This window comes from Flavobacterium geliluteum (assembly GCF_017948595.1).
GTDB classification, from domain to species: Bacteria; Bacteroidota; Bacteroidia; order Flavobacteriales; family Flavobacteriaceae; genus Flavobacterium; species Flavobacterium flavipigmentatum.
In genome coordinates this window covers 1-22,468 of the sequence record NZ_JAGFBV010000038.1, presented here as the reverse complement: position 1 = coordinate 22,468, position 22,468 = coordinate 1, and the positions used below count along the sequence as shown (strand labels likewise).

The 22,468-nt window shown below is 34.6% G+C and carries 17 protein-coding genes; 16 read left to right on the top strand and 1 reads right to left on the bottom strand.

Annotation, left to right across the window (positions count from 1 at the left end):
• Nucleotides 1-260: 260 nt before the first annotated feature.
• From J3495_RS17495 to J3495_RS17425, 15 genes are all read left to right on the top strand, one after another.
• Nucleotides 261-1,238, top strand: coding sequence for a ribonucleotide-diphosphate reductase subunit beta (locus J3495_RS17495; protein ID WP_210668018.1), 978 nt, complete (start codon nt 261-263; stop codon nt 1,236-1,238).
• Between the two features lie 263 nt (nt 1,239-1,501).
• Nucleotides 1,502-3,892, top strand: coding sequence for a ribonucleoside-diphosphate reductase subunit alpha (locus tag J3495_RS17490; RefSeq protein WP_210668017.1), 2,391 nt, complete (start codon nt 1,502-1,504; stop codon nt 3,890-3,892).
• Between the two features lie 157 nt (nt 3,893-4,049).
• Entirely contained in the window at nt 4,050-5,051 is a 1,002-nt protein-coding gene (locus tag J3495_RS17485; RefSeq protein WP_210668016.1) for a KilA-N domain-containing protein, read from the top strand.
• Nucleotides 5,052-5,259: 208 nt separating this feature from the next.
• Nucleotides 5,260-6,657, top strand: a complete 1,398-nt coding sequence (locus J3495_RS17480; RefSeq protein WP_210668015.1) for a DUF1800 domain-containing protein — start codon at nt 5,260-5,262, stop codon at nt 6,655-6,657.
• Between the two features lie 13 nt (nt 6,658-6,670).
• Nucleotides 6,671-7,837: a DUF1501 domain-containing protein gene (locus J3495_RS17475; RefSeq protein ID WP_210668014.1), complete on the top strand. Its 1,167-nt coding sequence runs from the start codon at nt 6,671-6,673 to the stop codon at nt 7,835-7,837.
• A 503-nt stretch (nt 7,838-8,340) separates the two neighbouring features.
• The gene (locus J3495_RS17470; RefSeq protein ID WP_210668013.1) at nt 8,341-9,168 is read left to right on the top strand and encodes a prephenate dehydratase; all 828 of its coding nucleotides are present in this window, start codon (nt 8,341-8,343) and stop codon (nt 9,166-9,168) included.
• Between the two features lie 90 nt (nt 9,169-9,258).
• On the top strand, nt 9,259-10,404 hold the full coding sequence (locus J3495_RS17465) for a pyridoxal phosphate-dependent aminotransferase (RefSeq protein ID WP_210668012.1): 1,146 nt from the start codon (nt 9,259-9,261) through the stop codon (nt 10,402-10,404).
• Between the two features lie 93 nt (nt 10,405-10,497).
• Nucleotides 10,498-11,349, top strand: coding sequence for a prephenate dehydrogenase (locus tag J3495_RS17460; protein WP_210668011.1), 852 nt, complete (start codon nt 10,498-10,500; stop codon nt 11,347-11,349).
• Nucleotides 11,350-11,400: 51 nt separating this feature from the next.
• A complete protein-coding gene (locus tag J3495_RS17455) occupies nt 11,401-12,483 on the top strand; it encodes a bifunctional 3-deoxy-7-phosphoheptulonate synthase/chorismate mutase type II (protein ID WP_210668010.1) in 1,083 nt (360 codons plus the stop codon).
• Nucleotides 12,484-12,764: 281 nt separating this feature from the next.
• Nucleotides 12,765-13,748 (top strand): ribosome small subunit-dependent GTPase A, encoded by a 984-nt coding sequence (rsgA, locus tag J3495_RS17450; RefSeq protein ID WP_210668008.1) that lies wholly within the window; start codon nt 12,765-12,767, stop codon nt 13,746-13,748.
• Nucleotides 13,749-13,828: 80 nt separating this feature from the next.
• Nucleotides 13,829-14,281: a D-aminoacyl-tRNA deacylase gene (gene dtd, locus J3495_RS17445; protein WP_210668006.1), complete on the top strand. Its 453-nt coding sequence runs from the start codon at nt 13,829-13,831 to the stop codon at nt 14,279-14,281.
• Nucleotides 14,282-14,344: 63 nt separating this feature from the next.
• Nucleotides 14,345-16,252 carry a DUF3857 domain-containing protein gene (locus tag J3495_RS17440; RefSeq protein ID WP_210668004.1) on the top strand — a complete coding sequence of 636 codons (1,908 nt, stop codon included), beginning with the start codon at nt 14,345-14,347 and terminating at the stop codon, nt 16,250-16,252.
• A gap of 5 nt (nt 16,253-16,257) precedes the next feature.
• Nucleotides 16,258-18,288, top strand: a complete 2,031-nt coding sequence (locus J3495_RS17435) for a transglutaminase domain-containing protein (RefSeq protein ID WP_210668002.1) — start codon at nt 16,258-16,260, stop codon at nt 18,286-18,288.
• 1 nt (nt 18,289) lies between these two features.
• The gene (locus J3495_RS17430; protein WP_210668000.1) at nt 18,290-20,275 is read left to right on the top strand and encodes a DUF3857 domain-containing protein; all 1,986 of its coding nucleotides are present in this window, start codon (nt 18,290-18,292) and stop codon (nt 20,273-20,275) included.
• A 125-nt stretch (nt 20,276-20,400) separates the two neighbouring features.
• Nucleotides 20,401-20,892, top strand: coding sequence for a hypothetical protein (locus tag J3495_RS17425; RefSeq protein WP_210667998.1), 492 nt, complete (start codon nt 20,401-20,403; stop codon nt 20,890-20,892).
• Nucleotides 20,893-21,117: 225 nt separating this feature from the next.
• Here the strand turns inward: J3495_RS17425 and J3495_RS17420 are convergent, their stop codons facing one another.
• Complete coding sequence (locus J3495_RS17420; protein ID WP_210667996.1) at nt 21,118-21,366, bottom strand: hypothetical protein; 249 nt, start codon at nt 21,364-21,366, stop codon at nt 21,118-21,120.
• A 322-nt stretch (nt 21,367-21,688) separates the two neighbouring features.
• Between J3495_RS17420 and J3495_RS17415 the strand changes: the two genes are divergently transcribed.
• Entirely contained in the window at nt 21,689-22,327 is a 639-nt protein-coding gene (locus J3495_RS17415; protein ID WP_210667994.1) for a hypothetical protein, read from the top strand.
• Nucleotides 22,328-22,468: the final 141 nt, after the last annotated feature.

Below are 22,468 nucleotides of genomic sequence, written 5' to 3'. Positions count from 1 at the left end.
GTTTTAAAAACAAATGCATTTTCCTTGCTTTGTATGATAAAAAGTCTATATTTTATAGCTGTTTGAGAACTAGATGATAAATTTAAATTGCTCATTTACAATATTTTAATTATTGTCTGAAAAATATTCTTTTTTTTGGCGTTGTTAAAAACTACCTCCGATTGTGAATAAGTTTGGCTTTTATTTTTGGCAACAAATGACAATCTTTGTACTCTGTTGATTTAGCATAAAATCAGCACAAAAATTAAATAAAAACAGTCATGTCACAAGTGGAGCCAATATTACAAGAAAATAAAAATCGTTTCGTTATTTTTCCGATTAAGCATCATGATATTTGGGAATGGTACAAGAAAATGGAGGCTAGTTTCTGGACTGCTGAAGAAATTGATCTACACCAAGACTTGACCGATTGGAATAATAAGTTAAGTGACGACGAAAGATATTTCATTAAACATATTTTGGCATTTTTTGCTGCTTCTGACGGAATCGTTAATGAGAACCTTGCAGAGAATTTTGTAAATGAAGTACAATATGCCGAAGCGAAGTTTTTCTATGGTTTTCAGATCATGATGGAAAACATTCACAGCGAAACCTACTCTTTATTAATTGACACTTACGTGAAAGATGAAGCAGAGAAAGCAGAACTGTTTAATGCATTAGAAGTGTTTCCTGCTATCAGAAAAAAAGCAGACTGGGCGCTAAAATGGATTGAGTCTGATTCGTTTGCCGAAAGGCTGATTGCCTTTGCAGCCGTTGAAGGAATCTTTTTCTCAGGAGCTTTCTGTTCTATCTACTGGTTGAAAAAACGTGGTTTAATGCCGGGGCTTACTTTCTCTAACGAATTAATCTCTCGTGACGAAGGTGTTCATTGCGACTTTGCTGTTCACTTGCACAATCACCACCTGATCAATAAAGTGCCTAAAGAAAGAATCAAAGAAATTATCGTTGATGCTTTAGACATCGAAAGAGAGTTTGTAACAGAATCGCTTCCGGTAAGTTTAATTGGTATGAATGCGGTTCTAATGACGCAATACCTGGAATTTGTTGCCGATAGATTATTAGTAGAATTAGGTTGCGAGCGCGTATATGGATCAGCTAATCCGTTTGATTTTATGGACATGATCTCTCTTCAGGGAAAAACTAATTTCTTTGAAAAACGTGTTGCCGAGTATCAAAAATCTGGTGTGATGAACACCGATAGTGATGCTCAGAAAATTTCATTTGATGCAGATTTTTAGACAACCAAAATAGTTTAGTGTTTTACCCCAAATCAACGCTAATTAAGATTAAAATTTTATAACAAAACATTTTAAGAATCTCTTTTCCCAAATCGTAGATTCTGCAATTTTCGACACATTTTCGGTCTGATTTCAGATTGGAACGGGGTAGCTATTGAGAATGCTATAATTCTCAAAAAATAATTTAAAAACACGCAATGTTTAAGTGCTGGAATTCGTTTTCTAGTGTCTTTCATTTTCAATAACAATAAAATAGTAAGCTTATGTATGTAGTAAAAAGAGATGGGCACAAAGAGCCAGTAATGTTTGATAAGATTACAGAAAGAATAAAAAAATTGTGTTACGGGCTTAATGAGCTTGTAGATCCTGTTAAGGTAGCTATGCGTGTTATCGAAGGATTGTATGACGGAGTTTCTACATCTGAACTGGATAATCTTGCAGCAGAAACGGCGGCTTCTATGACTATTGCTCATCCTGATTATGCCCAATTGGCAGCTCGTGTAGCAATCTCGAACCTACATTCTAATACTAAAAAATCGTTCTCAGAAACGATGAAAGATATGTATCACTACGTAAATCCGAGAAACGGGCAAGAGGCTCCTTTGCTTTCGGATGAAGTGTTTAAAGTGATTCAGGAAAATGCAGCTTTCTTAGATTCGCATATCATTTATACAAGAGATTTTAATTACGATTACTTCGGATTTAAAACCTTAGAGCGTTCTTACTTGCTAAAAATAAACGGAAAAATCGTCGAAAGACCACAACACATGTTGATGCGTGTTTCGGTAGGGATTCACTTAGACGATTTAAAATCGGTAATTGAAACGTATGATTTAATGTCTAAAAAGTTCTTTACGCATGCAACGCCAACGTTGTTTAATGCGGGAACTCCAAAACCACAAATGTCTTCTTGTTTCCTTTTGGCAATGCAAGATGATAGTATTGATGGTATTTACGATACTTTAAAACAAACGGCCAAAATCTCACAATCAGCTGGAGGAATTGGTCTTTCTATTCATAACGTTCGTGCTACAGGATCTTACATTCGTGGTACAAACGGAACTTCAAACGGAATTGTTCCGATGTTGAGAGTTTTTAATGATACAGCACGTTATGTAGATCAAGGTGGTGGAAAACGTAAAGGTAGTTTTGCAATTTACATCGAAACTTGGCATGCTGATATTTTCGAATTCTTGGATTTAAAGAAAAACACAGGTAAGGAAGAAATGCGTGCGAGAGATTTATTTTTCGCTATGTGGACATCAGATTTATTCATGAAACGTGTACAAGAAGATGCATCATGGACTTTGATGTGTCCTAACGAATGTCCTGGTTTGTATGATGTTTATGGAGAAGAATTCGAAACCATGTATTTGGATTACGAATTTAGAGGAAAAGGCAGAAAAACCATCCGTGCTCGCGAACTGTGGGAGAAAATCCTCGAGTCTCAAATTGAGACAGGAACACCGTATATGTTGTACAAAGATGCAGCCAACCGTAAATCAAACCAAAAGAACTTGGGAACAATTCGTTCATCAAACTTGTGTACAGAGATTATGGAGTACACATCAAAAGATGAAATCGCAGTTTGTAACCTAGCTTCTATTTCGTTGCCAATGTTTATCGAAAACGGAAAATTTGATCACGAAGCACTTTACAATGTTACCAAACGTGTAACACGTAACCTGAACAAAGTAATCGACAGAAACTATTATCCGGTAAAAGAAGCAGAGAATTCTAACATGCGTCACCGTCCTGTTGGATTAGGAGTGCAAGGTTTGGCAGATGCTTTTATCATGCTGCGTATGCCGTTTACAAGCGATGAAGCAAAAGCTTTAAATCAAGAAATTTTCGAAACTTTATACTTTGCAGCTGTTACCGCTTCTATGGAAATGGCCAAAGAAGAAGGACCTTATTCTACCTTTGAAGGTTCTCCGATTTCTAAAGGAGAATTCCAATACAACATGTGGGGAATGAAAGATGAAGAATTATCTGGTCGTTGGGACTGGGCTTCTCTTAGAAAAGAAGTGATGGAGCACGGGGTTCGTAACTCATTATTGGTAGCGCCAATGCCAACAGCTTCGACTTCGCAAATTCTTGGAAACAATGAGGCATTCGAACCTTATACATCCAATATTTACACCCGTCGTGTATTGTCTGGTGAGTTTATCGTAGTCAACAAACACTTGCTTCATGACTTGGTAGAAAGAGGTTTGTGGAATGAAACGTTGAAGCAAGAAATCATGCGTCATAACGGTTCTGTTCAAAATATTGATGTGATTCCGCAAGACTTAAAAGAATTGTACAAAACGGTTTGGGAAATGTCGATGAAAGATATTATCGATATGTCACGTCAAAGAGGTTATTTTATTGACCAATCGCAATCGTTGAACTTGTTTATGCAGGATGCCAACTATTCTAAGCTAACGTCAATGCACTTCTACGCTTGGCAATCTGGTCTAAAAACTGGAATGTATTACCTAAGAACAAAATCTGCGGTTGATGCCATTAAATTTACATTAAACAACGACAAAAAAGAAGAAACACCAAGTTTGGTTCCAGAAACCGAAGCAATCAGTGTCGAGGATTACAAAGCCATGCTGCTAAAAGCACAAGCTGGAGATCCTGAAGATTGTGAAATGTGTGGGTCTTAATAATTTTAGATTGTAAATCTGAGATTTTTAGAATATATAGAAAGCAGTTATTGTAATGATAACTGCTTTTTTTGAATAAAAATGAAGAGGTTATAAATGTGGATTTAAATATAGAAAACATACAAATTAGTTGTTTAAATAATAAATTGTAGAGATAATGAGTAAGTTGCAAAAAATTATTGTTGATAATATTCCAGTTTCTGTTTATACAAAAGATAATGAAGATTATATATGTCTTACAGATATGGTAAGCGCAAAAGAAGGAGATGCAAGAGCTGCAGATGTTATTAAAAACTGGCTTAGGAGTATTTCTACAATAGAATATATGGGAACTTGGGAGACACTTTATAATCCTAATTTTAAAGTGGTCGAATATGACCACTTTAGGAGAAGTGCAGGTGTGCCTTCTTTTACTTTAAGTGTAAATGGGTGGGTAGAAAGTACTAATGCGATTGGTATATTTTCAAAAGCGGGCAAAAATGGAGGGACATATGCACATAGAGATATTGCTATGGAATTTGGTTCAGCAATAAGCTCGGTTTTTAAAATTTATCTTTATAAAGAGTATCAAAGATTAAAAGAAGTTGAAAGTAATCAATATAATTTAGAATGGGATGTTAGACGTCTTATGACAAAGGTAAATTATGTTCTCCATACAGATGCAGTTCAGAAACATATAATTCCAAATAGTATTTTGCCATTTGAAAAACAAGGAATAGAATATGCAAATGAAGCTGATTTGTTAAATTTAGCTTTATATGGTTATACTGCTAAACAGTGGAAAGAAGCTAATCCTGAATATGCGAAAGAAGGTAAAAATATGAGAGATTTTTCAAGTATAAATGATTTATTAGTTATGTCTAATCTGGAGTCTCTTAGTTCGCAATTAATTAAATTAGAGACACCCAAGAAACAAAGATTTGAATTTTTGAGAAAGATGGCTTTGGAACAACAAGAACAGTTTGCTAAAGTTGACATGGTGAAATCAATTAAGAAGTCAAATCCAATGACCTATATTAATGCTGAAAATTTCACTCCCGATGAAATCGAATCTGAGTCGAAAAAAAATATTTTACAAGCAAGTAAAAAAAACTTACTAGAGTTTAATAAAAGAAAAAAGAAAGATGATAATAATTCTTCACAGGATGATAAAAATTAGGTCTTAAATTAATTGATAAACTGAATAAAAGCAGTTTCCTGAAAAAGCTGCTTTTTTGCATTATATAATTAGTAATATCTTAAAAAAATCTCCGTTTGAATTAATACGTAAAACTTTTTCAACCTTGGCATTTCAGAACCGAAGAGCCTTCCTTAGATTAAACCTTTTATAAAAACCAACGTCTTAATTATAAATAAATTACCGCGTTATGGATAAAAGCAATCTTTGGTCATTACGGTTAGGGTTTTCCGGAAAGGAAGCCGCAGCGATCGAAAAGTTGGGATTGGAAAAATTTCTCAAGAAATCGTATACCTCTAAGTTCGATTGGTCAGTTCCTGATTTCATGGCAGATGATCCTAAAACTCTCGCTGAACTTAAAGTTATACGCGAGCAGATCAAGAATGCTGATGCGGAGGAAAAGAAGAAAATCCTGAAAAAAGAAATCTATTCGGCTGTTGAATTCAAAAAATGGTGGATTGAAAAAATGAAGAACGACGAATTTCCTTTGCGGGAAAAAATGGTTTGTTTCTGGCACAATCATTTTGTGGCTACTTCGCAAAAGGTAAAAGTCAATTACTGGATTTACCAACACAATATGATTCTGCGCGAGCATGCTTTTGGCAATTTTAAAGAACTCACCAAGCAAATTGTAAAATCGAATGCGATGGTCCGCTATTTGGATAATGTAGACAACAAAAAAGGTAAGTTTAACGAAAATCTGAGCCGAGAATTACTGGAATTGTTTACTATCGGAATTGGGAATTACACCGAGAACGACATCAAAGAGGGCGCACGTGCTTTGGCAGGATTGAATCTGGGAGACGAAAGCGCAATATATAGAAAGTTTGCCGAAGATAATACCGATAAAACCTATTTTGGAAAAACGGGTAACTGGAAAGCAGATGATTTGGTCGACCTAATTTTCGAACAAAAAAAGATTCCGTATCTCATTACTAGAAAAATCCTGAAATGGTTCCTGTACGATACTCCATCAGAGGAATTAGTCGTTTATTACGGCGATTATTTCAGAAAAGTAGATTTTGAAATTCAGCCTTTATTGACTAAAATTTTTACTGAAGAATATAAGAAAGAAAATGCAGGAAGGAAAATCAAAGATCCTTTGGTTTATATTTTGCAACTTTTGGATGAGTTGCATATCGATGATCTTGATGATGGTATTATTATGTTTTTTCTGAAACAGCAAGGAATGGATCTGTACAATCAGGTGAATGTAAAAGGTTGGGATGGCGGTAACTCATGGCTGACTTCTCAGGTGTATTTGCAACGCAATAATACATGCGATTTGCTTTGCAGCGGAAGAAGTATTACCAGAAAAGTATTGAATACGATGACTCCTGATAGCGATAAACCAAAGGCAGAACTGGATAAAATTGATGTAAAGGTAGATTTTGATTCTGATGGAAATAACAAAACGATTATTACTGAATTGTCTAAAAGATTGCTTTTTGAAGTAAATGAATCGATGCAAAAAGACATGGAGAATTTGCTAAAATATGATTTTGACCCAAAAGAGCCTAATGCCAATTTTGCTGTGATACGATTGTTTAATTACATTACAAAATTGCCTGAATTTCAGTTGATTTAAAAACCGCACGATTATGAACAGAAGAAATTTTCTAACGCTTACAGGAACTTTTACTGGCGGAATGCTGGTGCTTCCTAGTTTTTTGAACGCATTTGGGCATCAGGAAAACTTGGTTATAGGCGAACAATGCTTGGTGTTTATTCAGCTCAACGGAGGGAACGACGGGTTGAATACTTATATTCCGTATGACAATCCGCTTTATTACGATCTGCGAACCAAAATTGCACTGAACAAAGATGCTGTTATTGGTAAAAATAACGGAATGGCTTTTCACCCTTCTTTGAAAGATTTTGCTCAGATACAGCAAAATGGTGATCTAACAGTGTTGCAAAATGTAGGATATCCGGAACCAATTCGGTCGCATTTTAGGAGTCAGGAAATCTGGCAAACCGCTACAGACTCTAATCAATATATTAATGAAGGCTGGCTCGGCCGCTATCTTGATCTACAGTGTCATGATCATCAGCCAACTGCCGGAATCAATCTGGATTCGATTGATAATTTGGCCTTAAAAGGAGCTCAGCCAAACGCCATAACGGTAAAAGACCCCAATAGATTTAGGGTAAAACCAACCAAGGAAGAAAGTACGAAGTTGTCTGATAATCCTCAGTTGGATTTTGTTCGAAAAATTGCCAATTCGGTTGTTGAAGGTTCAGATGATATCCAGAAAGCTCTGGCTCAATCAAAGACAGAGATTGCTTATCCGAAAACAGCCTTGTCTAAAAACCTCGAATGGATCGCACGACTGATAAAAGGAAATTTAAATTCGAAAGTATATTATACGTCTCTCGGCGGATTTGATACGCATGATAATCAATTGGCTATTCACGAGCGAAAATTAACCGATTTGAATGATGCGGTATTTAGTTTTTATCAAGATTTAAAAGCCGCTCAGTTACTTCAGAATGTTACGATTGTAGTTTTTTCTGAATTTGGAAGGCGTGTAAAAGACAACGGAAACGGTACCGATCACGGCACAGCGGCACCAATGTTTATTATTGGCGGTAATAATAAAGGAAAAGTCTTGGGTAATAATCCAAACTTAGCCGATCTCGAAAACGGCGATCTGAAACACGAAATTGACTTTAGAAGTGTTTATGCTTCTTTATTACAAGAAAAAATGAATTTTGATTACGCTAAAATTGGAATTAAGAATACACCGGTTTCGGGGTTGTTTTAATAAAATAGTTTAAAGCTGTTTAGTTATTGTCATTCCGAGGAACGAGGAAACTCTGCAATCAGAAGCGCCAATCTTTATCGATCCAGCAACTGAGATTCCTCGTTCCTCGGAATGACGACTTTGAGAAAAATATAATTTACTCGATTAAATTTTAAAATCTCAGCAACTAGAAACTCAGAACCTTCCTCAAAACCAATTTACTAAATCTCATTTTAAAGGATTTTTTTTATATTATGTTACAAAAGTTAGTCATTTTGTTAAGAAATCCTTTTTTGTTTCATAAAATACAATATTTTTTTTGGTGGGGTAAAAATAATGTATACATTCGCAATGAATTTATTGAAAAACACAAACAAAATGTCTCATAACCGTTTTTATTTTAGCAACTCTTTTTATTTCTTCTTTAGTAGAAGTAAGGATTGTGCTATGGTTATTTGAAAAATATAAAGACAAATAAAACTAATATACAATCCTGATGAAAATCAGGATTTTTTTTTGAATATATGACAACTAAAATTGCAATACAAGGTATAAAAGGTTCGTTTCATCATCAGGTTGTGAAAGAGTATTTCTCTGAAAATGTGGAAATTGATGAGTGTTTGTCTTTTGAGGAATTGATAGACAGCCTCCTCTCTGGAAAATCGGATCAGGCGGTAATGGCAATTGAAAATTCGATCGCAGGGCCTATTATTCCAAATTATGCCTTGATTGATAAGCATAATTTGCACATAATCGGAGAGCATTATTTGAGTATTCATCAAAATTTAATGGCTTTGAAAGGTCAGAAAATAGAGGATATCAAGGAAGTTCATTCACATCCAATGGCAATATTACAATGTATGGATTTCTTAAAACAATATCCGAATATTAAATTGGTTGAGGATAAAGATACTGCCGAAACTGCCAGAAGAATTCAGGAAAAACAGATGACAGGAATTGCTGCTATTGCGAGTAAAACGGCTTCGGAAATGTATGATTTGGAAATTCTGGCGCCGGAAATTCAAACGATCAAAAATAATATGACACGTTTTGTAATCATCAAAAAACAAAATTCTTTTTTGCCAGAGAGCGAAATCAACAGAGCTTCTATCAAATTTGAATTGGATCACAAAAGAGGCAGTTTGGCCGCCGTTTTGAATGTGATGAGTGATTGCAAATTGAATTTAACTAAAATTCAGTCGCTTCCAAAAATTGAAACACCTTGGAAATATTCTTTTTTCGTAGATGTCACATTTGAAAAATACGAAGATTTCGCAAAAGCCAAATCGTTACTCAATATAATGGCGGAATATTTGAAGGTTTTAGGAGAATATAAAAATACGAAACCTTGATTGAGTAATTAGTGATTAGTACCTAGTAATTAGTCCTTAGTTTAAAAGTTTAAAAGAAAGCATACAGCTTAAAGCCTAAAGCAAAAAATAATGATTACAACAGCAAAAAGATTAGATACAGTTGAAGAATACTACTTCTCATCCAAATTGAGAGAAGTCCGTCAACTACAATCTGAAGGAAAACCGATCATCAACATGGGAATTGGAAGCCCTGATTTGAGTCCGTCAAAAGCAGTAATTGAAGCAGTAGCTGCAGCAATTTTGGATGAAAATGGGCACGGTTATCAGAGTTATCAAGGATTGCCAGAATTGAGAAAAGGAATGGCCGATTTTTATCAGAATCAGTTTGGTGTTGCATTAAATCCGAATAATGAAATTTTGCCTTTGATGGGTTCGAAAGAAGGAATTATGCACATTTCGCTAGCTTTTTTAAATGAAGGTGATCATGTTTTGATTCCGAATCCAGGCTATCCAACGTATACTTCGGTAACCAATTTGGTTGGGGCTGTCCCGGTTTATTATGATTTGAAAGAAGAAAATAAATGGGAACCAGATTTTGAAGCTTTAGAGAAATTAGAGCTGACGAAAGTAAAAATCATGTGGTTAGGTTATCCGCACATGCCAACAGGAGCGAGAGGAAGTCTGGCGTTGTTTGAAAAATTGATTGCTTTTGCTAAAAAACACAATATTTTGTTGGTCAATGATAATCCGTATAGTTTTGTTTTGAATGATAATCCGATGAGTTTGTTACAGATTGAAGGGGCAAAAGAAGTGGCTTTAGAATTGAATTCACTAAGTAAAACTTTTAATATGGCAGGCTGGAGAGTTGGAATGGTTTTAGGAAATCCCGAAATTATCGATGCAGTCCTGAAAGTAAAAAGCAACATGGACAGTGGCATGTTTTACGGAATTCAGAAAGGGGCAGTTGCCGCTTTAAATTGTGATAAATCTTGGTTTGAAGACCAAAATAAAATTTACAGACGCCGCAGAGAGTTAACAGAAAAATTGGCAGAAAAATTAGGCTGCAAAGTATATAAAGAAGGAGTTGGACTTTTTGTGTGGGCGAAATTGCCAGATGGAATCGAATCTTCGGAAAAATTCATTGACGAAATATTATACGAGAAACATATTTTTATCACACCGGGAACCATTTTTGGAAGTAATGGTGAAGGATATATTAGATTCTCATTGTGTGTAAAAGAAGAAAAAGTACAAGAAGCGATAGATCGATTTTAGATGTCATTGCGAGGAACGAAGCAATCTCGGCCGCTGAATCAATTGTTAGTAGGGTTGCTTCGTTCCTCGCAATGAAGAAAAATAAAAATAAATATGAATATATACGTAATAGGAATTGGATTAATTGGAGGGTCAATAGCTTTAGACTCAAAAGCATTATATCCTCAAACCAAAATTTTTGGAATAGATAGCAACGAAGATCATATCAAACAAGCAATTGCTCTTGGTGTAGTTGATGAAGGAGCTGTCTTTGAAGATTTAGCCAAAGCTGATTTTGTGATAGTTTCGGTTCCTGTGGATGTTGCTATTGTTCTTTTGCCTAAAATATTAGATATAATACCTGATACAGCAATTGTTTTTGATGTTGGTTCTACTAAAACTCCTATTTGTGAAGCAGTAGTCAACCATCCAAAACGTAGAAATTTTATTGCTACGCATCCTATTGCAGGTACAGAATTTTCGGGCCCTTCGGCAGCGATAACAGGATTGTTTCAAGGGAAAACAAATATTATATGTGAAGTAGAAAAAACGGCATTCAAACTGCAGGAAAAAGCATTGTGGCTTTTTAATGCGATGGGTATGAGAATACGATATATGGATGCGAAATCACATGATAAACATATTGCTTATGTGTCGCATCTGTCACACATAAGTTCTTTTATGCTCGGGAAGACGGTTATTAATAAAGAGAAAGACGAGCAGGATATTTTTGACATGGCCGGTTCTGGTTTTGAAAGTACGGTGCGTTTGGCTAAAAGTTCACCAGCGATGTGGACACCAATTTTTAAGCAGAATAAAAAACAAGTGGTTAAAACATTGGAAGAATATATTGCCAATTTGTCAAAGTTTAAAGAACTCCTAGAAAACGAAGATTATGATGCTATTTACAGTGAAATGGAAAGTGTCAATAAGATAAAAGAGATTTTAAACGGAATGAAAAAGTAGTCAGATTAAAAAAAGAATAATAAAATAAAATTTAAAAAATAAATAGAAAATATGGAAAATAAAAAAGAAATGAGAAAGTGGTTGGAAGATTTCAATTTGAATCACCCACTTGTGATAGCTGGACCATGTAGTGCAGAAACAGAAGATCAAGTATTGAAAATTGCTCACGAATTGAAAGATTCGAAAGTGAGTGTGTTTAGAGCAGGAATCTGGAAACCAAGAACGCGTCCGGGAGGATTTGAAGGTGTTGGAGAAATTGGTTTGAAATGGTTGCAAAAAGCTAAAAAAGAAACTGGTTTACTAATGGGTACTGAAGTTGCAACTGCTGCACACTGTAAACTGGCTTTAGAACATGATATTGACGTTTTATGGGTGGGTGCCCGTACAACTGCAAACCCATTTGCGGTTCAGGAAATTGCAGATACATTAAAAGGAACGGATAAAATCGTTTTGGTAAAAAACCCTGTAAACCCGGATTTGGCTTTATGGTTAGGTGGTGTTGAGCGTTTACACATGGCCGGAATCGAGAAATTAGGAGTTATTCACAGAGGTTTCTCTACTTACGAAAAAACAAAATACAGAAATATTCCTGAATGGCAGATTGCTATCGAACTGCAAAATAAATTTCCTGATTTACCTTTAATCATCGATCCATCTCACATTACAGGAGATCGTAAAATGATTTTTGAAGTAACGCAAGAGGCTTTAGATTTGAATTATGATGGTATGATTATCGAAACGCACTACGATCCGGACAATGCCTGGTCTGATGCTGCTCAACAGGTTACTCCGGATGCTCTGAAAAAAATCATTAAAGATTTAACCATCAGAAAAACAGATGATACTACAGATGAGTACAGCAACAAAATGACCAAGCTAAGAGCTAACATTGATGTTTTGGATGCTAACTTATTAGAGTTGTTGGGAAAACGTATGAAAGTAGCTGACGAAATTGGTCAGGTGAAAAAAGATGCCAACGTAGCAATTCTTCAAAACAATCGTTGGAATGAAATCCTTGGAAAAATGATTTTGGAAGGTGAGAAAAAAGGTCTTACTGAAGAATTTGTTTTGAGAATGTTCAAAGCAATTCACCAGGAAAGTATTGGTCACCAGGAAAAAGTATTTAATGCATAATTTTTTTAAAAACCACATAGGTGATATAAGTTTTGTTTAGTTTTGAGTAATTAAGACATTAAATTTCCTTATATCAATTGTATGATAAAAGCTTTAAATCTCCATGTTTCGAAAGAAACTTGGAGATTTACTTATTTTACAAACTATCGTATCGGATTCTCAAATTCAGGCTTATTTATATTCCCTTATATAACGTATTATGGTAAAAATTATTAATTTATCTTTGCAGAGATTTAGTTTTTGAATTTAAAATCTAAAATCAGAATATCTAAAATTTAAAAATGACAGGACTCGTATATAAATCTACAGGAAGTTGGTACACCGTAAAATCTGAAAAGGGCGATTTTATCGAATGCCGTATGAAAGGAAAGTTTAGGATGAAAGGTATCAAAAGTACCAATCCTATTGCTGTAGGCGATATTGTTGATTATGAACTCGAAGAAACTTCGGACGCTCTAACGGGAACGATTCATAATATCCACGAAAGAAAAAATTATATTGTTAGAAAATCGGTAAATTTATCGCATCAGATGCATATTATTGCCTCAAATATTGATCGCGTTTTTTTATTGATAACAATTAATAATCCGCCCACAACGTTCAATTTTATTGACCGTTTTCTAGTAACTGCCGAGGCGTATAATATCGAGACCATTTTGGTTTTTAATAAAATAGATACTTTTGACGAAACTACATTAGACGATCAATTGTACATGCAGTATGTCTATGAGCAAATTGGGTACAAATGTTTGCGTGTTTCTTCAACAGAGATGAAAGGTGTTGAGGAACTTAAAGCTATGATGATTGGTAAAGTAAGTATGTTTTCGGGACATTCTGGTGTTGGGAAATCGACTTTGGTCAACGCCATGGAGCCATCTTTGCATCTTAAAACCAAAACCATTTCTGAGGCAAGCAAACAGGGACAGCACACCACAACTTTTGCCGAAATGTATGATCTGTCTTTTGATGCTAAAATTATCGATACTCCGGGAATCAAGGGTTTCGGAATTGTAGATATGGAAAAAGAAGAAATCAGCGGTTATTTTCCTGAATTTTTTAGATTGAAAGAACAATGCAAATTCAATAATTGTCTGCATAAAGAAGAACCACATTGTGCCATCAAAGCAGCATTAGAAAAAGACGAGATCGCCTGGTCACGTTATAATAGTTATTTGAAAATTCTGGAAGGTGATGAAGAAAATTATCGTACCGATTCGTACGATGAAGACCGAAAGATTAGTGATGAAACCAGAAATCAAAAATAAAACAATCCAAAGTCGAAAAGTCATAATATACGTAGAGAAAACTTTTGACTTTATGACTTTCAAACTTTAAGACTAAATATATGAAAGTTGTTCTCCAAAGAGTCTCTCAAGCCTCAGTAACGGTGGAAGGTAATAAAATCGCTGACATTCAAAACGGATTATTGGTTTTAGTAGGTATTGAAGATTTAGATACTCAGGAAGACATTGATTGGCTGGTTGGAAAAATTATTAAAATGCGCATTTTTGGTGATGAAAATGGTGTCATGAACTGCTCCGTTGAGGATATTGACGGCGAAATTATTGTCGTGAGCCAATTTACGCTACAGGCTTCAACAAAAAAAGGAAATCGTCCATCTTACCTAAATGCTTCAAAACCAGAATTTGCGATTCCGATGTATGAGAATTTCGTAAAATCTTTAGAAAAAGACTTTCATAAAAAAATACAAACCGGGATTTTTGGTGCCGATATGAAAGTGAGTCTGTTAAATGATGGCCCTGTAACGATTTTGATGGATAGCAAAAACAGGGTATAAAAATAATACCCAATTTGTTAATAATTTCTAAAAATAATATATATTTGACGAAATTCCTTACTAATGAAATCTCACGTTTGCGCACTGTTTTTCTTCTTTTTTTCTTCTCTTTTATTGGCTCAAAAGAAGGACTATTCGATACTTTCTATCTCCGATAGTCTTAAAGAAAATGCGAATGCCGTGGTGCGTTTCAATCAAACCGATATTACGATTTTGTCACAACGCAGTATGAATACTAAAAATCATCGTATTGTAACGGTTTTGAATGAAAAAGGTTTTGATGCCACAGAATCTTTTGAGTTTTATGATAAATCAACTTCTGTAAAAAATATCGAAGCCATCATCTATGATGCTTTTGGTAAAGAGATTAAAAAAGTCAGACGAAAAGATTTTAAAGATCAAAGTGTTGTTGGCGGCGGGACACTTTTTTCAGATAGCAGATACCTCTATTTAGATTACACTCCTATTTCTTACCCTTTTACGGTCGAATTTATTAGTGAAGTTCAAACCTCTTCTACAGCCTTTATTCCAAAATGGATGCCTCTACAAGGTTTTAATACCAGTGTAGAAAAAGCATCTTTAAATGTTGTTTTTTTGAAGGATTTGGGTTTTAAAAAGAAAGAATTTCAGTTTTCAAACTTTGATATCAAAAAAACGTTAGATACAGATACCCAGCTCTCTTATGTTGCATCAAATATTTTGGCTCAAAAACAAGAAGATTATAGCCCTTCTTACAGAGAGTTATTTCCAAAAGTAATGATGGGTTTAGAATATTTTCATTTAGAAGGTGTTGATGGAACAGCTACGAATTGGGTAGATTTTGGGAAATGGTACTCAGAGAAAATTTTGTCGGGGACAACAGACTTGCCGGAAGAGACAAAAACTAAAATAAAAGCTCTTGTTGGTGAGGAAAAGGATCCAATAAAAAAAGCGAAAATTGTTTACGATTTCGTTCAGAAAAAATCAAGATATGTTAGTATTCAAGTAGGTATCGGGGGTTGGAAACCCATGCTTGCCACTGATGTAGATCGTCTGGGATATGGCGATTGCAAAGCATTAACCAATTATACAAAAGCACTTTTGCAAGCTGTTGATGTACCCTCGTACAATACCGTTTTGTATGGAGACGCTTATAAAACAAATATCGAGTCTGAGTTTGTCTCGATGCAGGGGAATCACATGATTTTGTCTATTCCAACAGGAGATCATTACACTTGGCTCGAATGTACAAGTCAGGATGATCCTTTTGGCTATCAAGGAACCTTTACAGACGACAGAGATGTTTTGGTCATTAAACCTGAAGGAGGAGAAATTGTACACACCAAAATTTATGATGACAAGGGCAACAAACAAACCGATAAAGGATCGTATGCCATCGACCAAAATGGGACTTTGACGGGTGCTGTCAGTATCGTTTCCGAAGGTTCGCAATACAGCTCTAAATCCAGAGTAGAAACATTACAGCCTACAGAAAAGGAAGCACATTATAAAGAATATTGGGATTATATCAATAATTTGAAATTGGGCAAAATTACATTCAATAACGATAAAGAAAACGTTCGCTTTACCGAGGATATACAAATTAGCGCGGCTAATTACGCTACCATTTCTGCAAACAAATTAATTTTTGCGGTAGATGTTTTCAATCAAAATTCAACGAATGTAAAACGCATTAGAAATCGTAAAAATCCTTTTCAATTTCAGAGAGGATACATCGATACCGATGAAATAGAGGTTAGTTTGCCCACTGGTTTTGCAATCGAATTTTTGCCTTCAAATTTTGAACTTAAAGGGAAATTTGGAGAATATAAAACCGAAATCATCAAAAAAGAGAATAATAAACTCATTTACAAACGCTCCATATCGGTCAATAAAGGAAAATATTCGAATAAAGAATATGACGAATACCGTCTTTTTATGGAACAGGTTTCAAGAAATGATAATGCCAAAATTATATTAACCAAGAACTAATTACCATGAAATTCAGTACATTTTTTAGTCTCGTAAGTCTTTTGTTTGTCTTGTCTAAAGCAACGGCTCAGGAATTTAAATTAGGGAAAGTATCTATTGCCGAATTGGAGCAGAGGGTACACCCAAAAGACACGGCTGCTGTTGCTGCCATTTTGTATAAAAAAGGGTCGTCTAAGATTGAGTTCAATCAGAATGATGGTTTTGTTCTGGTAACAGAAGTAGAAACACGTATTAAAATTTATAAAAAAGAAGGATACAATTGGGCAAATCAGAGTGTCGTGTTCTATATAGGAAGTCCATCGAGCAGAGAAAAAGTTGATTATTCGGATGCTGTAACTTTCAATTTGGTGAATGGAAAAGTAGAGAAAACAAAACTCAAAAGCGACGGAATTTTTGATGAGAATGTAAACAAATACAGGTCAAGGAAAAAAATAACAATGCCAAATGTTAAGGAAGGCTCTGTGTTAGAATTCAAATATACGGTGCGGACTTCAAATATCGGAATGATGCATGACTGGGATTTTCAAACCAGTATTCCTGTCAATTACTCTGAGTTTAAAACCTATATTCCAGAGTATTATGTTTTTAATGCAAGGCAAAAAGGCTATGTTTTTCCTAAAGTAGCCACGCAGAAAAATAATAGATCAATAGTCTTAACAAACAAAGAAAGAGTTTCTACTGTTGGTTTACGAGCAGGAACGGTTAAAACAGAGTATTCAACAGATAAACTTGATTATATCGAAACCGAAACTACCTACAGCAGCGAGCATTTTCCGGCCATGAAAGAAGAATCTTTTGTCAACAACATCGATAATTATCTTTCCAGTATCTCTCACGAATTGTCTATGGTGAAAGCTCCTAACCGACCTATAGAAATGTATTCTGCCGATTGGAATTCGGTGGTGAAAACAATTTATGATTACGATACTTTTGGACCAGAACTCAACAAAACCGGTTATTTTGAAGACGATATCAAAACGGTTTTAAACGGTTTGAATACACCGGATGAAAAAATAATAGCACTCTTAAATTATGTGAAATCCAGCGTAAAATGGAATGGTTATTTTGGCTACGATTGCGATAGCGGAGTTAGAAAGGCATACAAAGAGAAAACTGGAAACATCGCAGACATCAATTTGATGCTTACTGCCATGTTGCGTTACGCGGGATTGACAGCAAATCCTGTACTTACGAGTACACGCTCAAACGGAATTGCATTGTTCCCGAACAGAACGGCTTTTAATTATGTCATTGCAGCCGTAGAAACTCCAACAGGATATGTACTGTTAGACGCTTCTGATAAGTATTCTGTTCCCAACGTTTTGCCTTTAAGAGTTTTAAACTGGCAGGGGAGATTAATTAGAAAAGACGGAACCTCTGAAGATGTAGATTTGATGCCTAAAAAAGTGTCAAACGATATTGTTTTTCTTTCTTATGCGATAGATCCTGAAGGCAAAGTGTCGGGTAAAGCCAGAAGACAATGTTTTGATCATAACGCAATGATTATCAGAAATAATATTGATGGTTTGAAAGAAGAAGAGTACTTGGAAAAATTGGAAAACGAAAACAATAAAATAGAAATCAGTGATTACGTGAGAACCAATCAGAAAGAAATTTTATTGCCAACCATCGAGACGTATTCTTTTACAGGAAATAATTTATGTGAAGTCATTGGAGGCAAAATATACGTTGATCCGATGTTGTTTTTTAGCAATCACGAAAATCCATTCAAGCAAGAGATTAGAGAATATCCTGTAGATTTTGGTTTTCCTTTTTTAGACAAATACAGCATTACCATTCAGATTCCAGAAGGATTTACAGTAGAAACATTGCCTGCTCCTGTTGTCATGAACATGGAAGATAATTTGGGGAGTTTTAAATTTGTTATTGCTCAAAATCAAAATGTACTACAGCTCAATGTAGTACATCAAATAAACGAAGCCATTGTTACTACAGAAAAATATGATATGCTTAAAGAATATTACAAAGGAATGGTGGCAAAAGAAACTGAAAAGATCGTTTTAAAAAGAATATAATATGAAAATTAAGATTGCTGTAGTTGTTTTTTTATTTCTAAGTACACAGGCAAAAGCACAAAATTATGAACTCGGAAAAGTAACTACAGCCGAATTGCAGGAAAAAGCAAATCCTAAGGATACAGCTGCTCCTGCGACAATCTTATTCAAAAAAGCAAGAACTTTTTTTTCGTATAATATCAAAAGTGGTTTTACAGTAAATCATGCTTATGAGTTTAAGATCAAAATTTATAAAAAAGAAGGACTTAGCTGGGCAGATCAAAAAGTACGATTTTATGTTGGATATGAAAGTATCAACAAAGATCGGCTGGAATTTTCTGATGCCGCAACATACAATCTCGAAAATGGTAAAGTGGTAAAAACCAAGTTGGACAGTCAGGGGAGCTTTAAGAACAGTGTAAATAAATACTGGAACGAAAAAACCATCACGCTGCCCAACGTAAAAGTGGGTGCTATTATCGAATTTAAATATGTTTTGAAATCCGAGAATATAGTCAAGTTTCCCGATTATGATTTTCAATACGATATTCCTGTAAATTATTTTGAATATAAAACCGAAATTCCAGAGTTTTATATTTACAAATCGATTCTTATTGGCAAACAGGTAATTGAAGTAGATCATAAAATGGAAAATGGTTCTCAGACGTATGAGAATGAGCATAATCAGACCAGTAGGTTTTCGTACAGACAAATCAGTTCCTTTTATTCGGCCAAAGATATTCCGGCCTTGCAAAACGAGCCCTATGTTGATAATGTCGATAATTACAAAGGATCTCTTCAGCTCGAATTGGAGAGAGTTCGCATGCCAGACCAACCCGTAAAAGATTACACCATGACATGGGAAGGAGTGGCCAAAATGATTTTTAAAGATGATAGTTTTGGAAAACAACTCGGTCAAAGTTCGTTTTTAGTAGAGGATGTAAAACGTTTGCTGGAAGGTGTCGAGGATAAAAAAGAAAGGTTGAATATCATTTTTAAATTCGTCCAGAATAAAATGAATTGGGACGAGAAAAATGATTATTACACAGACAAAGGAGTTTTAGAAGCCTATAAAAGTCAGATAGGAAATGTAGCTGAAATCAATTTTATTTTAATTAGTATGCTCAAGCTGGCCGGGATAGAGGTAAACCCGGTTCTAGTAAGTACAGTAGAAAATGGCACGCCAGTTTACCCCACCCGAACAGGTTTTAATTATGTAATTGCTGCCGCAGAAATAGAGGGTAAACAAATTTTGCTAGACGCTACGCACAAATTTACAACTCCCGATATTTTGCCTCTCAATGTTCTTAACTGGAACGGAAGACTTATAAAAAGTGACGGATCTTCGCAGGAAATAAATTTGGTTCCAACGGGGCAGTCCAAAGAATTTTTAAACATCATGGTCAAAATTACCCCTTCGGGTCAGTTGGAAGGAAAAGTTAGAACACATAAAAGTGACTATGAAGCGTATCGTTTTAGAGTAGCAAATGCCGGCAGAAATACAGAAAACTATCTTGAGAAACTCGAACAACAATTAGGCGATGTAAAAATTTCGAAATATAGTGTCGAAAACATAAAAACAAATCTTGATAAACCGCTATTAGAGACTTTCGATTTTATAGCAGACCATCAAACTGAAATTATCGGAGACAAAATATTTGTTTCTCCGATGCTGTTTTTTACAACAACCAAAAATCCTTTCCATCAGGAAAAAAGACAAATGCCGGTTTCTTTGAGTTTTCCAACTTTAGAAAAATACAACATAAATATGGAGATCCCAGAAGGCTATGCGATAGAAACATTGCCCAAACCAATCCAGATGGTGGCAGAAAATAATGGTATCACCTATACGTTTAACATTGCTGCGCAAGACAACAAAATCCAGATTATTTGTATAAAAGAAATCAACAATAGTGTTTTTGCAGTGGATCAGTACGAAGGATTAAAAGAAATTTTTCAGAAAGTGATCGCCAGTCAAAATCAAAAAATTGTTCTTAAACGACTTTAATTTATTTGTACTATATGGTTGAAAATAAATATAATAGCAAATAAAAAGAAAGCTTATTCTTACTTTAAATAAAGTAATTTGTATATTTGGTATAGAAATTTTTCTTTAATTTAAAACCAAATAGTATGCCTTTCGAAAATTTAAACAACAACCATTATCTGGCTACTGAGAAAACATCCATACTGGCAGCAGTAGTTTCTCTTGAAAACATTCTTAGCCCGAAGTTCAAAAATCTTAATCCGGACGAACGCAAAAAGTACGGAAGCATCAACGAGCAAAACAAACTAATCGTAAACAAAGTGATGGATTATCGCACTAGCACGCCGGCTTTGAGTACACCAGATGTGGACTGGGCAGAATTTCAGGCCGATTATGATTCTCGCGATTTTATACAGAAACTCATGACCCGTTTGCAAAACATCATAGACAGCCTGAACAACAATAAAATTCTTCATGATTATGATAATTATCAGGCAGCACTAACAGACTACGGATTCAGCCAATACAAGGCAAGTACCAAAGTTGCAGGCTTCGAAAATAAAGTAGCAGATATTGGGCAGTTTTTTAATCGTACAGGAACAACAAACGCTGTAAATAACCCGGAAACAGAAATCTAAAAGCACTATTCAATAGCAAAAAACCTTTTTGTAGCAATACAAAGAGGTTTTTTTGTGTTGTAACCTGAACTCGATTAATAAAGCGCTACATATTAGGAATTTATTAATCCTGCAAGGTTTCAAAAACCTTGTAGGTATCGTTTTTAGTACAAGTAATACCTAAAAGGTCAAAAAAAAAACTTGCAGGAATTTTGCAAAGTTTAAAATTAACTAATTTTCAGTATGTTAAGAGTCGAACTCAGATTTGTAGTTAATTGAATTTGGCGATTTGAAAAATAACGTCAAATTTGGCGTCCCTGATGTCAAATTTGGCGTTCCTAACGTCAGATTTGACGTTCCTGACGTCAAATTTGGCGTTCCTGATGTCAAATTTGACGTTCCTGATGTCAAATTTGACGTTCCTGATGCCAAATTTGGCGTTGCTGATGTCAAATTTGACGTCCCAGACGTCAAATTTGGGGTAAATTCGATCATTATTGCATAACAAAACCCCAACGCTCCACCAAAACAGGTATAAATCCCTGCTCCCCTATCTTTATTTAGTGGTATACTTGCTTAAAATAAATAATCACCCATTACGGTTTCCCTCAGAGATGATGATGCTGGAATTGTTATATTTGTTTTAGAATGAATCAAGCACTTGTGCTGCTTTGTTGTTAAAAAAGAAACACAAAAAAGCGCTACAAAACTACGTGTATACACCCATATAAGGGTTGATGTGCGTAGCTTTGTAGCTAGTATATATAAGTTGGTGGCAATTTATACGCAGAGTCGGAGATTACAAAATTAATTACAAATGAAATTGAAACAAACCGATAAAAAAACATATTTAGAGAATTTAGAAAGGATTAATTACTTTGAATATAATGACAAAAGAGAAATAGAAGGGTTTACAAAAGTTATAATTAATTCTTTTTTTAAGCCATTAGTAGAAGAAAATATACAACTTCTAATAAATCCATTTACTTTTAAATTTGACAACAGAATTTATCTAATAGATTTTGTGGTTGAAAAATTTATATTAGATAAAATTGGAATTCAAAATAAATACGGAATGGAAATTAATGAAAACGCTGAATTGAATGATTTCTTTAAATTCATAGCTAAATTAGGTTTGAATGTGTTGATATCAAAATTAAAATATGTTGATAAAGATGAAAATGAATTCAAAATAGATTTAGAAGTAAATAAAAGAAACTATAATTTATGTCAAAACTATGAACATGAAAAATATGACTATTATATAATCTATCAATTCGTAAATATTCTTAACAATGAATTGACAAAAATAAAATCAAAAGAAAGAATATATTTTATAAATAATTATCCATTTACTATTATATTTTTAAATCTTGAAATTTATAATTACTTAAAAGAATTAGAGCCAAAAGAATTAAGGCCAGTAGAACCACAAGAATGGGAATACATTAATTAAAAAAAACTGCCACCAATAGCTAGAGTTTCGTTGGGCTTGAAAAGCCAACAATGAAACTCCTGTTGAACGGAACCGCTCTACATCCATCCCTTATGGGTTTTTCGATAAATGAATTCTAAGAATTTCAAGAGGCTATAGTGC

Excerpts from the sequence above, each read along its gene's own strand:
- dtd (WP_210668006.1), top strand. The coding sequence starts at position 13,829 with ATGAAAGTTGTTCTCCAAAGAGTCTCTCAAGCCTCAGTAACGGTGGAA.
- J3495_RS17430 (WP_210668000.1), top strand. The coding sequence starts at position 18,290 with ATGAAAATTAAGATTGCTGTAGTTGTTTTTTTATTTCTAAGTACACAG.
- J3495_RS17425 (WP_210667998.1), top strand. The coding sequence starts at position 20,401 with ATGCCTTTCGAAAATTTAAACAACAACCATTATCTGGCTACTGAGAAA.
- J3495_RS17475 (WP_210668014.1), top strand. The coding sequence starts at position 6,671 with ATGAACAGAAGAAATTTTCTAACGCTTACAGGAACTTTTACTGGCGGA.
- J3495_RS17495 (WP_210668018.1), top strand. The coding sequence starts at position 261 with ATGTCACAAGTGGAGCCAATATTACAAGAAAATAAAAATCGTTTCGTT.
- J3495_RS17490 (WP_210668017.1), top strand. The coding sequence starts at position 1,502 with ATGTATGTAGTAAAAAGAGATGGGCACAAAGAGCCAGTAATGTTTGAT.
- J3495_RS17480 (WP_210668015.1), top strand. The coding sequence starts at position 5,260 with ATGGATAAAAGCAATCTTTGGTCATTACGGTTAGGGTTTTCCGGAAAG.
- J3495_RS17440 (WP_210668004.1), top strand. The coding sequence starts at position 14,345 with ATGAAATCTCACGTTTGCGCACTGTTTTTCTTCTTTTTTTCTTCTCTT.
- J3495_RS17460 (WP_210668011.1), top strand. The coding sequence starts at position 10,498 with ATGAATATATACGTAATAGGAATTGGATTAATTGGAGGGTCAATAGCT.
- J3495_RS17455 (WP_210668010.1), top strand. The coding sequence starts at position 11,401 with ATGGAAAATAAAAAAGAAATGAGAAAGTGGTTGGAAGATTTCAATTTG.
- rsgA (WP_210668008.1), top strand. The coding sequence starts at position 12,765 with ATGACAGGACTCGTATATAAATCTACAGGAAGTTGGTACACCGTAAAA.
- J3495_RS17415 (WP_210667994.1), top strand. The coding sequence starts at position 21,689 with ATGAAATTGAAACAAACCGATAAAAAAACATATTTAGAGAATTTAGAA.
- J3495_RS17485 (WP_210668016.1), top strand. The coding sequence starts at position 4,050 with ATGAGTAAGTTGCAAAAAATTATTGTTGATAATATTCCAGTTTCTGTT.
- J3495_RS17470 (WP_210668013.1), top strand. The coding sequence starts at position 8,341 with ATGACAACTAAAATTGCAATACAAGGTATAAAAGGTTCGTTTCATCAT.
- J3495_RS17420 (WP_210667996.1), bottom strand. The coding sequence starts at position 21,366 with ATGATCGAATTTACCCCAAATTTGACGTCTGGGACGTCAAATTTGACA.
- J3495_RS17435 (WP_210668002.1), top strand. The coding sequence starts at position 16,258 with ATGAAATTCAGTACATTTTTTAGTCTCGTAAGTCTTTTGTTTGTCTTG.
- J3495_RS17465 (WP_210668012.1), top strand. The coding sequence starts at position 9,259 with ATGATTACAACAGCAAAAAGATTAGATACAGTTGAAGAATACTACTTC.